The organism is Ruegeria sp. YTSA168 (assembly GCF_059610045.1).
The window spans coordinates 123,432-137,026 of record NZ_JBXWMW010000001.1 but is presented as its reverse complement, the minus strand read 5'-3'; the positions used below and the strand labels follow the sequence as shown (position 1 = coordinate 137,026).

At 56.1% G+C, this 13,595-nt stretch carries 14 protein-coding genes; 12 read left to right on the top strand and 2 right to left on the bottom strand.

Translation table 11 applies throughout. From position 1 onward, the window contains the following. Positions 1-13: 13 nt before the first annotated feature. Complete coding sequence (locus AC2FFE_RS00720) at positions 14-682, bottom strand: PAS domain-containing protein (RefSeq protein ID WP_496818439.1); 669 nt, start codon at positions 680-682, stop codon at positions 14-16. A gap of 244 nt (positions 683-926) precedes the next feature. On the opposite strand from AC2FFE_RS00720, the gene AC2FFE_RS00715 reads away from it, so the two are divergent. The 12 genes from AC2FFE_RS00715 to AC2FFE_RS00660 all read left to right on the top strand — a co-directional run bounded on the left by AC2FFE_RS00715 (position 927) and on the right by AC2FFE_RS00660 (position 12,724). Then, on the top strand, positions 927-1,817 hold the full coding sequence (locus tag AC2FFE_RS00715; protein WP_496845591.1) for a YicC/YloC family endoribonuclease: 891 nt from the start codon (positions 927-929) through the stop codon (positions 1,815-1,817). Positions 1,818-1,834: 17 nt separating this feature from the next. Beyond that, the gene (gene gmk / locus AC2FFE_RS00710; protein ID WP_496845884.1) at positions 1,835-2,473 is read left to right on the top strand and encodes a guanylate kinase; all 639 of its coding nucleotides are present in this window, start codon (positions 1,835-1,837) and stop codon (positions 2,471-2,473) included. Beyond that, a complete protein-coding gene (locus AC2FFE_RS00705; RefSeq protein WP_496818435.1) occupies positions 2,473-2,997 on the top strand; it encodes a gamma carbonic anhydrase family protein in 525 nt (174 codons plus the stop codon). Before gmk ends, AC2FFE_RS00705 begins: the two co-directional genes overlap by 1 nt. Before the next feature lie 28 nt (positions 2,998-3,025). Then, positions 3,026-4,072 carry a sensor histidine kinase gene (locus tag AC2FFE_RS00700; protein ID WP_496818434.1) on the top strand — a complete coding sequence of 349 codons (1,047 nt, stop codon included), beginning with the start codon at positions 3,026-3,028 and terminating at the stop codon, positions 4,070-4,072. 196 nt (positions 4,073-4,268) lie between these two features. Further along, a complete protein-coding gene (locus AC2FFE_RS00695) occupies positions 4,269-5,309 on the top strand; it encodes a substrate-binding domain-containing protein (RefSeq protein WP_496818433.1) in 1,041 nt (346 codons plus the stop codon). Between the two features lie 90 nt (positions 5,310-5,399). Beyond that, positions 5,400-6,872 (top strand): phosphate ABC transporter permease subunit PstC, encoded by a 1,473-nt coding sequence (gene pstC, locus AC2FFE_RS00690; protein WP_496818432.1) that lies wholly within the window; start codon positions 5,400-5,402, stop codon positions 6,870-6,872. Further along, on the top strand, positions 6,869-8,200 hold the full coding sequence (pstA, locus tag AC2FFE_RS00685) for a phosphate ABC transporter permease PstA (RefSeq protein WP_496818431.1): 1,332 nt from the start codon (positions 6,869-6,871) through the stop codon (positions 8,198-8,200). Before pstC ends, pstA begins: the two co-directional genes overlap by 4 nt. A 13-nt stretch (positions 8,201-8,213) precedes the next feature. Beyond that, positions 8,214-9,011, top strand: coding sequence for a phosphate ABC transporter ATP-binding protein PstB (gene pstB, locus AC2FFE_RS00680; protein WP_496818430.1), 798 nt, complete (start codon positions 8,214-8,216; stop codon positions 9,009-9,011). 25 nt (positions 9,012-9,036) lie between these two features. Next, positions 9,037-9,738: a phosphate signaling complex protein PhoU gene (gene phoU, locus AC2FFE_RS00675; RefSeq protein WP_496818772.1), complete on the top strand. Its 702-nt coding sequence runs from the start codon at positions 9,037-9,039 to the stop codon at positions 9,736-9,738. Positions 9,739-9,750: 12 nt separating this feature from the next. Then, on the top strand, positions 9,751-10,440 hold the full coding sequence (phoB, locus tag AC2FFE_RS00670; protein ID WP_170536733.1) for a phosphate regulon transcriptional regulator PhoB: 690 nt from the start codon (positions 9,751-9,753) through the stop codon (positions 10,438-10,440). Between the two features lie 130 nt (positions 10,441-10,570). After that, on the top strand, positions 10,571-11,800 hold the full coding sequence (locus tag AC2FFE_RS00665) for an acyl-CoA dehydrogenase (protein WP_496845590.1): 1,230 nt from the start codon (positions 10,571-10,573) through the stop codon (positions 11,798-11,800). A gap of 156 nt (positions 11,801-11,956) precedes the next feature. Next, positions 11,957-12,724, top strand: a complete 768-nt coding sequence (locus AC2FFE_RS00660; RefSeq protein WP_496845589.1) for an SDR family oxidoreductase — start codon at positions 11,957-11,959, stop codon at positions 12,722-12,724. On the opposite strand, the gene AC2FFE_RS00655 is transcribed toward AC2FFE_RS00660, so the two are convergent. Continuing rightward, a complete protein-coding gene (locus AC2FFE_RS00655) occupies positions 12,721-13,584 on the bottom strand; it encodes an acyl-CoA thioesterase (RefSeq protein ID WP_496818427.1) in 864 nt (287 codons plus the stop codon). The two genes, AC2FFE_RS00660 and AC2FFE_RS00655, sit on opposite strands and share 4 nt — an antisense overlap. Positions 13,585-13,595: the final 11 nt, after the last annotated feature.

Here is a 13,595-nt window from a genome sequence, read left to right as displayed (position 1 = left end):
TTTTTTGTGGTGTCTAGTCGTCGCGCGAGACGACCAGTCGCAGATGGCTTTTTCGGTTGAACTCGGTCTGATCTTCGGCAAAGCCTGCGGCCTCACGCTGGGGTTCAACCGGGCTGTGTAGTTCGGAAACCTGCTTGACCCGCTGGTCCGAGATCGTAAAGCGGCGCGGGGTAGACCCGATGGCACCATCACTGAGCATCACGCCCAACACGCGGCTGACATCACCCAGATCGCTTCGCAAGGGCAGCAGGATCATCCGGGCTTGCAAACGGGCGCGGCCAAATGCGCCGCTGGAGGTTAGGCCAAGCTCGGCGGTGGCGGGCGCGCTGAACACCTGTTCCAGTGTCTCTTTGACCTTGGGCCGCGCTTCGGCCTCAAAAAACGCAGTCATTGGCATGCCGCGCACTTCCATGCCGGCAAGCTTGTTCAGATGGCTGCCTGCCAGCCGAAACCGAGCCAGCCCGGGCGCAATCCGTTCCAGAATGAACGTATATTCCAGCACGTTTTCCAACCCGCGCGGGTCGATTTGCGACCGCATGGGCACTCCGTCGCCGGACAACAGCGCGGTCCAATACGCCTCGGCCTGACGGATCGGCGAAAGAGAACGTCCACTGTCAAAGCGATCCATTGCGACGATCTTTCCAAATTCTGACCCGGAATCAGTCCCGAAAAAGGTTTTCATTTCCATCACCCTAACGCCATTCAGCCGCTATTTTCTTAAAATGCAACGCATCCGGGACATCTGCGGCCCGACAGCCTTTGCTTTGGCCAAATTGACACGGGTTAATACAATTTTGGAGGAATTCTTTAATGAATGGTTAACTTCTGCGGATGAATTGCGGCTTGAGCAAACTCTTGCCCTTGCAAGGCCAATGGCATTAGGTGCGGCAAGTGTTGAAAATGCGGAAGCCATAGAAAGGGCTGTCATGATCAAATCCATGACCGGGTTCGCCTCGGGGACAGGCGAGTTTGGCCCGCATAGTTGGGCGTGGGAGTTGCGCAGCGTCAACGGCAAGGGGCTGGATATGCGTATCCGCGTCCCGGACTGGCTGACCGGGCTTGAGGCCGGGTTGCGCGCCACCCTGTCCAAGTCTTTGAGCCGTGGCAACGTGACGCTTTCCATGCGCCTGAGCCGTGATGAAGCGCTGACTGAACTGGCGCTGAATACAGCCGCCATGGCAGCCGCGCTTGAGGCGTTGCAGCAAACGCAGGACATGGCCGAGGCCAAAGGTATTACGCTGACCCCGTCCAAGGCGACGGATTTGCTGGCCCTCAAGGGCATGATGGATGCGGGATCAGAGAGCGATGATCCTGCGCCTCTGGTTGCGCATCTGATCAAGGCGTTTCCTACATTGCTGGACGCCTTCATCCAGATGCGCCAAACCGAAGGTGAGGCTTTGGCCGAGGTTTTGGCGTCGCAGTTGGATCAGGTCGCCAAGCTGACGACGCAAGCGGCTGATCTGGCCGAACAGCGCAAGGACAAGATGGCCGAAGCCCTGCGAGAGAACCTGACGCGGGTGATGGAGAATGCTCAAGGTGCCGATCCGGAACGGGTGGTGCAGGAACTGGCGCTGATCGCGGTCAAGGCAGACGTGACCGAAGAGATTGATCGCCTGACCGCACATGTTGCCGCTGCGCGCGATTTACTAGCTCAGGACGGGGCAGTAGGTCGCAAGCTGGATTTCCTGATGCAGGAATTCAACCGTGAGGCAAACACATTGTGTTCCAAGGCGCAAAGCGCTGACCTCACAGCGGTCGGGTTGGAGTTGAAGGCTGTGATCGACCAGATGCGCGAGCAGGTACAGAATGTTGAATAATGATGGAACATATTGAAATGGCAGATCGTCGTGGCCTTCTAATCATCCTGTCTTCGCCCTCGGGTGCTGGCAAATCCACCTTGGCACGGCGTCTGATGGCCTGGGATGAGGGGCTGGAATTTTCAATCTCGGCCACCACCCGCGCGCCGCGCCCGGGTGAGCAGGACGGGCGCGAGTACTACTTCCTGACGGAAGACGCATTCAAACAGCAGGTCGCTGATGGCCAGATGCTGGAACACGCCCACGTCTTTGGGAATTTCTACGGCTCTCCGGCCGGACCGGTGCGCGAGTCGATTGATGCGGGCCGCGATGTTCTGTTTGACGTCGACTGGCAGGGTGAGGTGCAGATTCGCAATTCCGACCTTGGCAAACACGCCTTGTCGATCTTCATCCTGCCGCCCTCGATCCAGGAACTGCGTCGCCGTCTGGAAACCCGCGGTCAGGACAGTGAGGACGTGATTGCCAAACGCATGCTCAAAAGCTGGGATGAGATCAGCCATTGGGGTTATTACGACTACGTTCTGGTCAATGACGATCTGGATGCGACCGAAGAAAAGCTGAAAACAATTGTCAGCGCCGAACGCATGCGTCGTATTCAGCAACCCAGGCTGCAAGACCACGTGCGCAAACTGCAAAATGAATTCGAGGCCCTGTGATGCCAATCTATGCTTTAGGCAACGACGCCCCCGAGATTCACGAAGATACATGGGTTGCGCCGGATGCCAATCTAATCGGCAAAGTGGTGCTGGAGCAGGGCGCATCGGTCTGGTTTGGCTGCACGATCCGCGCGGACCACGAAGAAATTCGCGTGGGTGCAGGCAGCAATGTGCAGGAAAACTGTGTGATGCATATCGATGCGGGCTTTCCCTTAACCATTGGGGCGAACTGCACCATTGGCCACAAGGTCATGCTGCACGGGTGTACCATAGACGAAAACACCTTGATCGGTATGGGCGCGATTGTTCTGAACGGGGCAAAGATCGGCAAGAACTGCCTGATCGGGGCAGGGGCTTTGATCACTGAAAACAAAGAGATACCGGATAATTCTCTGGTGATGGGATCGCCTGGCAAGGTCGTGCGCCAACTGGACAACTCTGCCGCGCAGCGGATCACATTCAGCGCACAATACTATCAGGAAAATATGCGCAGGTTTCGTGAAACTTTAACGCCCGTGTCCTAACAGGCCGAAGCGAATAAGGTTACAGACGATGTCAGAGGATTTACTTGCGGAAATAGTGTCGGCCATTCCGATGCCGGCGCTGATGGTTGATCAGACCGAACGTATCATCGCCGCCAATACTGATGCGCGCACGCTTTTGGGCCAGAACATGCTGGGCCGTCATTTTGCAACGATATTGCGCCAGCCGCAGGTGATCGACGCGATGGAGCAAAGCCTGCGCAGCAAAGGCCCGCGCAAGACCCGACATCTGTCAAACGATGGCGCCCAGGACACGACATTCGAGATGCAGTGCCGCTATATGAACGGGATTGGCGCGGTGTCCGGGGGCGCTGTTCTTGCGGTGTTTCAAGACATTACGCATCTGGAACAGGCCTCTCAGATGCGGCGTGATTTCGTCGCCAATGTCAGCCATGAATTGCGCACGCCGTTGACCGCGTTGATGGGATTCATCGAAACCCTGCGCGGCCCGGCACGTGAGGATGCCGCGGCAAGGGATCGGTTTTTGCAGATTATGACGGATGAAGCGAACCGGATGAACCGTCTGGTTGGTGATCTCTTATCACTCAACCGTGTTGAAAGCGAAGAACGGGTGCGCCCGAAAGAGCAGCTGGAGTTGAATGGCTTGCTGGAATCGACGCTTAATTCTCTGAAACCCTTGGCTGAAGATGCGGGAGTTGTGCTCTCCTTGACCGCGCCTGATGACCCGGTCTCCATCACCGGGGACAGTGATCAATTGCGTCAAGTCTTCACCAATCTGGTCGAAAACGCGATCAAATACGGCGGCAGCGGAGGCAGTGTTGAGGTGCGGATCGCACCTTCTGAACGTGACACAGCAGTGCGTGGTCCTGCCGTGCGGGTTCAGATCGTGGACAAAGGGCCCGGAATCGATTCGGTGCACCTGCCGCGACTGACAGAGCGATTCTATCGCGCCGACAGCCACCGCTCGCGGCAATTGGGCGGAACCGGTCTGGGTCTGGCGATTGTGAAACATATCGTTAACCGCCATCGGGGACGTCTGCGGGTTGAAAGCGATCTGGGCAAAGGGTCGGTCTTCACCGTTATTCTGCCGAGATAGCGCTTAGGTGGTTTAGATATTGGACCAATGCAACCTAAGGCTTATTACATTCGGCGGCACGAAGTGAATTTCAAATAAAATTCCTGCCGTCATAAAAGCGTTACATACTTGTCACAAAAGCCTTACTCAGGACCCATAGGGGTTCGCGCAAGATCATCATGGGGGTGATCAGCTAATCCTTTTCAGGGAGACTGTAATGTCCTTTGTAAAACTGTCGGCTTCCGCGCTGGCGATCGCTGCTGTTTCGGCAACTGCTGCTGCCGCACGTGACAACGTTCAGGTTGCCGGTTCTTCGACCGTTCTGCCTTACGCGTCGATCGTTGCTGAACTGTTTGGTGAAAACACCGACTTCCCAACACCCGTTGTTGAATCGGGTGGTTCGTCGGCTGGCCTCAAGCGCTTCTGCGAAGGCGTTGGCGAAAACACCATCGACGTTGCAAACGCATCGCGCGCGATCCGCGAAAAAGAGATCAAAGCCTGTGCCGAAAACGGCGTGACCGACATCATGGAAGTCCGCATCGGTTATGACGGCATCGTCTTTGCAAGCCAGCAGTCTGGCCCCGCCTTCACCGCGTTTGAGCCTGCAGACATCTTCAACGCTCTGGGTTCGAAGGTTCTGAAAGACGGCGAGATCGTTGACAACTCTTACAACTCCTGGGCCGAATTCAATGGCGATCTGCCCGATGTTGAAATCGCAGCCTTCATCCCCGGCACCAAGCACGGCACCCGTGAAGTGTTCGAGGAAAAAGTTCTGCTGATCGGCTGTGAAGCAACTGGCGCCATGGAAGCGATGATCGCTGGCGGCATGAGCGAAGATGACGCAGAAGATGCATGCCTGGACGTTCGCACAGATGGCAAATCGGTCGACATCGACGGTGACTACACCGAGACCCTGGCTCGTATCGACACCAACCCGAACGGCATCGGCATCTTTGGTCTGGCGTTCTACGAAAACAACACCGACAAGCTGAAAGTTGCGACCATGTCGGGTATCGCGCCGTCGACCGAGACCATCTCGACCGGTGAATACCCTGTGTCGCGTCCGCTGTTCTTCTACGTGAAGAAAGCGCATATCGGCGTGATCCCTGGCCTGAAAGAATACGCTCAGTTCTTCGTCGCTGACGAAATCGCTGGCGGTTCGGGCCCTCTGGCAAACTACGGTCTGGTTGCTGACCCTGAGCTGGCAAAAACTCAGGACGCAATCGCCAACGAAGTCACCATGGGTTCGGGCAGCTAAGCCTGACATTGGTCTAAATGCCGGGGGCGGCCGTAGTCGTCGCCCCCTCGCTTCTTTTTTTGAATTCCCAATCGGACCAGTGGGGGTGTTATGCCGATACTTTGGCTTTTCTTGATCGTTGTTGCGATCGCTGTGGTCGGATATGTGCTGGGCCGATCCCGTGCACTTTCCAGCGCCGGCGGCGATATCCGAAACCTGCACTCCCTTCCCACATTTTATGGCGCGAATGTTGCGCTGAAGGCAATCGTTCCTGCCTTTGGATTGCTGGTGATCTGGCTGCTTGTTCAACCGCTTTATGTGAATTCTCAGGTTTCAAGTATGATGCCTGATAGTGCGATCAAAGAAGGATCATCGCGCGGGCTGCTGCTGGCCGAGGTGCGACGTGCTGCGACCGGGCTGGATAATGCTGTTGCCCAAGGCGCGATGACCGAGGAAACTGCCAGGAACGCCCGAGCCGAATTCACGGACATGACACAGCGTCTGAAAGACGCCGGACAGGTTGTGACTTCGAACATCACACAACCGATCCTACGCGGCGCGCAGAGCTACCGCATCATGAATTCAACCGGCTATCGGATTATGTCGATTGCCGTAATCCTTGTCGCGTTGGTTGGCGCCGCAGTCAGCTGGCTGCAAACCAATGCCGATTATCGAGCGCGCAACGTCGTCGAACAGGGTGTCCGGATGATGCTGCTGGGCGCGGCGTCAATCGCCATTCTGACTACTGTCGGTATCGTGCTCTCGCTGGTGTTTAACACTTGGGAGTTCTTCCGGCTTTACCCCGCTTCTGACTTTTTCTTTGGCCTGACATGGTCGCCCAGCTTTTCCGGTCGCGGTGGCGCATCTGATCTTGGCATTATCCCGTTGCTTTGGGGTACACTCTATATTTCGATTGTTGCGCTGCTGGTTGCAGTGCCAATCGGTCTGTTTGCCGCGATCTATCTAAGCGAATATGCATCCCCGGCGGTTCGCGCCTTCGCAAAGCCGCTGCTCGAAGTGCTGGCCGGTATCCCGACCATCGTTTACGGTCTGTTCGCCTTGCTCACTGTGGGGCCGATGTTGTTAGGCGTGTTCGGAGATGGCGGTCTGGGCTGGATGAAAGCTGGTACTGCGGTGATGACCGCTGGTCTGGTCATGGGCATCATGTTGATCCCGTTTGTCTCCTCCCTGTCCGACGATATCATCAACGCTGTGCCACAGGCGATGCGCGATGGGTCCTACGGATTGGGAGCAAACCAGTCTGAAACCATCCGTCAGGTGGTTTTGCCCGCCGCCTTACCCGGCATCGTAGGTGCGATCCTGCTGGCCGCTTCGCGCGCCATAGGTGAGACAATGATCGTGGTTCTGGGGGCAGGGGCCGCTGCAAGGCTTAGCCTCAACCCCTTTGAAGCCATGACAACAGTGACTGCAAAAATCGTCAGCCAGTTGACTGGTGACGCTGATTTTGCCTCGCCCGAAGCCCTTGTTGCCTTTGCGCTTGGCATGACACTCTTCGTTGTCACGCTGTGCCTGAACGTTTTTGCCCTTTACATTGTGCGTAAGTACCGGGAGCAGTACGAATGACCGACGCAAGCATGCAAACCCCTGAAACGGGTGGCCACTCTGTCTCACTGACTGCATCTGACGCCCGGACCCGTAAACGGGCCAAAGCAGAAAAACGCTTCCGTGCCTATGGCATAGCTGCGATTGCAACAGGCCTGTTCTTTCTGATCGTCTTGTTTGCCTCGATCCTGTCCGAGGGCATTCCGGCCTTCACCCGGACTGTTGTCAGCGTTGATTTTACCCTGACCCAGCAAGAGCAGGAAGAGGCCGAAGGCACGCTGTTCAAGACCAAAGCCTATTCGGATCTGTTCATTTCAGCCTTGAACAAAGAACTTGATGAAAGCGGCTTCGAGGTCGATTTCGACGAGGCCGCTATTGAGCGTCTGTTGGGCAAGGTCGGCGGAACAATCCGGACGTACTATGCTGCAAATCCGGACAAGTTGGACGAGCCTATCGAATTTGATCTGGCTGCCTCCAGTCGGGTTGATGGATACTATAAGGGCCGAGTGTCACGTGACAGTATTCAGGACAGCCGTTTCCTGCAGAAGAGCGACCTGGATCTGGTCGATGCGCTTGAGCAAGCTGGTATCATAAAGCAGGTTTTCAACTGGCCTTTCATTACCGGGGCCGACTCGGGCGTGGACAACCCCGGCGGTGCTGGAATCGGTGCCTCTGTCGTGGGATCATTCTTCATGATGCTGGTTGTGCTGGGCCTGTCGTTGCCCATTGGTGTGGCCGCGTCGATCTATCTGGAAGAATTCGCGCCACAGAACAAGTTTACGGACCTGATCGAGGTGAACATCTCGAACCTGGCCGCGGTTCCATCGATCGTGTTTGGTATCCTTGGTCTGGCCGTCTTCATCCAATTCATGCACCTGCCGCAATCGGCACCTTTGGTCGGTGGTCTGGTGCTGACGCTGATGACCCTGCCAACCATCATCATTTCGACCCGCGCGTCGCTGAAGGCGGTTCCGCCGTCGATCCGTGATGCCGCACTTGGGGTAGGGGCGTCGAAAATGCAGGCCGTATTCCATCATGTTCTGCCGCTGGCCGCACCTGGTATCCTGACCGGAACCATCATCGGTCTGGCGCAGGCGCTTGGTGAAACCGCACCGCTGCTGCTGATCGGAATGGTGGGCTTTGTGGCCCGTGGCTACCCGGATGGCTTCATCGCCGGGTTTACCGAGCCGAACTCGGCCATGCCTGCCCAAATCTACACCTGGGCCGCGCGCGCGGATGTTGGCTTCTATGAAAAAGCCTGGGGCGGGATTATCATCCTTTTGATTTTCCTGCTGACTATGAACATCATCGCAATCATTCTGCGCCGCCGCTTTGAACGCCGCTGGTAAAAAGGGCAGACCCATGAACGACATGTCACGAGTGGAGAGACAAGTGGATACCAATGAAATCAAGCTGGAATGCCGGGACTGCCAGGTCTTCTACGGTGACACCCACGCGATCAAAGATGTGAATGTCGATATCGAAGATAAGACTGTCACGGCTTTCATCGGTCCGTCGGGCTGCGGTAAATCTACATTCCTGCGCTGTTTGAACAGGATGAACGACACAATTGATGTCGCACGGATAGAAGGTAGCTTTAAGCTGGACGGCGAAGACATCTATGACAAGCGTGTTGACCCTGTGCAGCTGCGTGCAAAGGTCGGTATGGTGTTCCAAAAACCGAACCCGTTCCCGAAATCGATCTATGATAACGTGGCTTACGGCCCGCGCATTCATGGTTTGGCCAAGAATAAGGCTGAACTGGATGAGATCGTTGAGAAGTCCTTGCGTCGCGGGGCGATCTGGAATGAGGTCAAGGATCGCCTGGATTCCCCCGGCACCGGCCTGTCAGGTGGTCAGCAGCAGCGCTTGTGCATCGCGCGTGCCGTTGCAACAGAACCCGAGGTTCTGCTGATGGACGAGCCATGCTCGGCACTGGACCCGATTGCCACGGCCCAGGTCGAGGAACTGATTGACGAGCTGCGCGCGCAATATTCGGTGGTCATTGTGACCCACTCGATGCAGCAGGCCGCACGGGTCAGCCAGAAAACCGCCTTCTTCCATCTCGGCAATCTGGTCGAGTTCGGCGAAACCGGAACGATCTTTACCAACCCCGTAGATCCGCGCACGGAAAGCTACATCACCGGCCGCATCGGCTGAGCACAGGTATTCAGATATGACCGATATGAACGAACAACATATTGCATCCGTTTTTGACCGCGATCTCGAGGCGATTCAGGCGCACATCATGAAGATGGGCGGGCTGGTAGAAGCCGCCATCATGGGTGCTGCACGGTCACTGGAATCCCGTGATGAGGAATTGGCACAAGAAGTCCGACAGGGCGACAAAGCCATCGACGCGCTGGAAGAAGTGATCAACGAAGAGACAGCGCGTCTGATCGCGCTGCGCGCGCCAACAGCAAGCGATCTTCGCCTTGTCCTGTCGGTTCTTAAAGTATCGGCCAACCTTGAGCGGATTGGTGACTATTCGAAGAATATTGCCAAACGCACCACAGTTCTGGTCAATTCCGGTGAAATCAACGGCAGCGCCGCAGCCCTACGTCGCATGGCGCGCGAAGTTGAAGTGATGCTGCGTGATGCGCTAGACGCTTATATCCAGCGGGACCATGAACTGGCCAAAGACGTGATCGAACGCGATGAAGAGGTTGACCAGATGTATAACGGTCTGTTCCGCGAGTTCCTGACCTTCATGGCCGAAGACCCGCGCAACATCTCGGCCTGTATGCACCTGCATTTCATCGCCAAGAATATCGAACGCATGGGCGATCACGTAACGGCTATCGCCGAGCAAGTGGTATATTTGGTTACGGGAGAACGTCCGGCGGATGCGCGGCCCAAGGCCGACAACACCTCGCAAACCGTTTAGGAGACGCAGACCATGTCCGCAGATCAACCAACTGTCCTGGTTGTCGAGGATGAATTGGCCCAGCGTGAAGTGCTGGCGTATAATCTTGAGGCCGAAGGGTTTCGGGTGTCCAAAGCGGCCAGCGGCGACGAAGCACTGTTGCTGGTCGACGAAGATTGCCCGGATATCATCGTGCTGGATTGGATGATGCCCAATCTCAGCGGGATCGAGGTTTGCCGGCGGTTGAAAACGCGGCCCGACACCCGTTCGATCCCGATCATCATGCTGTCGGCCCGCTCGGAAGAGGTGGACAAGGTGCGCGGGCTGGAAACAGGCGCGGATGACTATGTGGTCAAGCCGTATTCGGTCGTGGAACTGATGGCGCGTGTGCGCACCCAACTGCGCCGTGTACGTCCGGCAACGGTCGGGATTCTGTTGGAATTTGACGATATCATTCTGGACTCGGAAACCCATAAAGTCAGCCGCGACAGCAAACCGTTGAAACTGGGTCCGACCGAATTCCGCCTGCTGAGCACTTTCATGGAAAAGCCTGGTCGTGTCTGGAGCCGTGAACAGCTGCTGGATCGGGTCTGGGGTCGCGATATCTATGTCGATACGCGCACCGTCGACGTGCATATCGGACGTCTGCGCAAGGCGCTGACACAGCATGGGGGCGAAGACCCGGTGCGCACCGTGCGTGGCGCCGGATACGCCTTGGGCTGAAGCCAAGGGCAGGGGCGCTGGGTCGTTCACGCCGCTTTACCTCTGATTGTCACAATGTGCCAAACTCCTGTTGTTGTTTGCGTCAGACCCGCGCTAGGGTTCGGCAAAATTGATCCAACGGAGAAGCACAATGAACGCGCCTCAGACGAAACCGACCTTGCGGGCAAAAGATGCCCCCGATTTAGGTAAATTTTCGTGGGAGGATCCGTTTCGCCTGACCGACCAGTTGCACGAAGACGAACGGATGATCACCGACAGCGCACGCGCCTATGCGCAGGAAAAGCTGCAACCGCGTGTGATCCAAGCCTATCAGAACGAAGAAACTGACCCCGAGATTTTCCGTGAAATGGGGGAAATGGGCCTGCTGGGCACAACCATTCCCGAAGAATATGGCGGTCTGGGTGGCAACTATGTCTCGTACGGTCTGGTCGCGCGCGAGATTGAGCGTGTGGATTCCGGCTATCGTTCGATGATGTCGGTGCAAAGCTCTTTGGTCATGTATCCCATTTACGCCTATGGCAGCGAAGATCAGCGCCGGAAATACCTGCCGAAACTGGCCTCGGGTGAATGGATCGGCTGCTTCGGCCTGACCGAACCGGATGCAGGGTCGGACCCGGCTGGCATGAAAACACGGGCCGAGAAGATCGACGGCGGGTATCGTCTGACCGGCAGCAAGATGTGGATCTCCAACGCTCCGATTGCGGATGTGTTTGTCGTCTGGGCCAAATCTGACGCCCATGACGGTAAGATCCGTGGCTTTGTTCTGGACAAAGGCCTTAAAGGTCTCAGCGCGCCGAAGATCGAAAACAAACTGAGCCTGCGTGCGTCCGTCACCGGCGAGATCGTGATGGACGGCGTCGAAGTAGGCGAGGGCGCCTTGCTGCCGCATGTTCAGGGTTTGAAAGGTCCGTTTGGCTGTTTGAACCGCGCACGCTATGGCATCAGCTGGGGCGTCATGGGGGCTGCAGAAAGCTGCTGGCATGCGGCATTGCAATACGGTCTGGACCGCAAGCAGTTTGACAAGCCCTTGGCGCAAACTCAGCTGTTTCAGCGTAAACTGGCCGATATGCAAACCGAAATCGCCTTGGGGCTGCAAGCCAGCCTGCGTGTTGGGCGTTTGTTGGATCAGGCCGAGGCTGCGCCCGAGATGATCTCGATCGTCAAACGCAATAACTGCGGCAAAGCGCTCGACATTTCGCGAATGGCCCGTGACATGCATGGCGGCAACGGTATCTCACTGGAGTTCCACGTGATCCGGCACATGGTCAACTTGGAAACAGTAAACACGTATGAGGGCACACATGATGTCCATGCGCTGATCCTTGGACGCGCGCAAACTGGGCTGCAGGCTTTCTACTGAAAACGCTTGAAATTGGGCTACCATGCGGTTGGCAGGTAGCCCAGATGACCGAGATATATATTTCGCATAATTGGTATTATGGTAAATAATAGATACGGCGTGACGCTTGAAAACAATGACTTACCATACCAACCTCACCAACCTTGGAACCGTTAAATGGAACTGAAAGAAAAAACAGTCGTCATCACTGGCGCTGCTGGTGGAATTGGCAAAGGTCTGGCGGAACGCTTCGCCAACGATGGCGCCACGGTTGTCTGTTCAGATATCGACTTTGAGGCCGCGCAAGAGCTGGCCGCTCACATCGGTGGTCACGCCTATCCCTGTGATGTGTCCAGCGAAACTCAGATCAAGGCGTTGATCGACCATGTTGAAGCGGAGATCGCGCCCATTGATCTGTTTTGCGCCAATGCCGGAATACTGACGCTTGGCGGTCTGGATGTGCCAGATGAAGATTGGAACCGCATCTGGGACATTAACGTGATGTCTCATGTCTGGGCTGCACGCCATCTTGTGCCCAAAATGCTTGAGCGCGGTCAGGGTTACATGCTGTTCACCGCATCTGCAGCTGGTTTGCTGAACCAGCCAGGAGCTGCTCCGTATGGCGTTACAAAACACGCAGCTGTTGGATTTGCCGAATGGTTGTCGCTGACCTACGGCCACAAGGGCTTGCGTGTATCTGCGTTATGTCCTCAGGCAGTGCGGTCCGAGATGACGCGCGGGCACGAAACATCGGTCGCTTCCATTGATGGTATGCTTGAACCCGAAGACGTTGCAGACGCCTGCGTTAAGGCCATTCGGGGCGAACAGTTCCTTGTTTTGCCGCACCCTCAGGTGCTCGACTATATGCGACACAAAACGGCAGATTATGATCGCTGGTTAGGTGGAATGCGTAAGTTAAATCAAACCTTTGTGGAGGATTTTTAAATCTTCGGTTTACGCATCAGGCCTTCTTGAGCAACAGAAGCGACCAGAACTCCGTCCTGTGTGTAGATGGAGCCCCGATTGAAAGACCGTCCCTGCCCTGTCCACGGCGAATCCATCGCATAAAGATGCCAATTGTCGAACTGCACCGGCGCATGAAACCATAACGCATGGTCCAGGCTCGCACCGTTGACCTGACCGGTAAACCAACTGAGCCCGTGTGGACGCATGCCAGAACTCAGCAAGCTCATATCCGAGGCATATGCCAACAACAGGTGCTGAGTGCGAGTATCTGCAGTTTCCGCGGCCCCCATCCGGAACCAGATTTGATTGCGGTCGTCAGCGGCCACGGGGTTGAACGGATCAAGATGATCCACCTCACGCACCTCGATGGGACGTTCGCGCAATAATTCGCCGCGCAGTTTCTCAGGAACACGCTCCAGATATTGATGTCGTAGATCGGATCGGGCCGGGTAGCTTTCGGGCGCATCCAGATCCGGCATCGGATGTTGATGCGCCCAGCCTTCATCCTGAACATGGAACGAGGCGGACATGTTCAATATCTGTTTTCCATGCTGAATTGCGACCACACGGCGGGTCGTGAACGAACTTCCATCTCTCGCTCTATCCACCTGATATATAACGGGTATCGAAGGATCGCCCGGGCGGATGAAATAGGCGTGTAGCGAATGACACAGCCGATCTTCGACTGTTCTATAGGCCGCAGCCAGTGCCTGCGCGATCACTTGCCCGCCGAAGATACGCGTTGGGGTTTCACCACCGGACCCGGTGCCCCGGAACAGATCAACTTCCAGACGTTCAACATCCAAAAGATCAAGAAGAATGCGTTCTGCTTCGGTCATGTTCTGCTCTC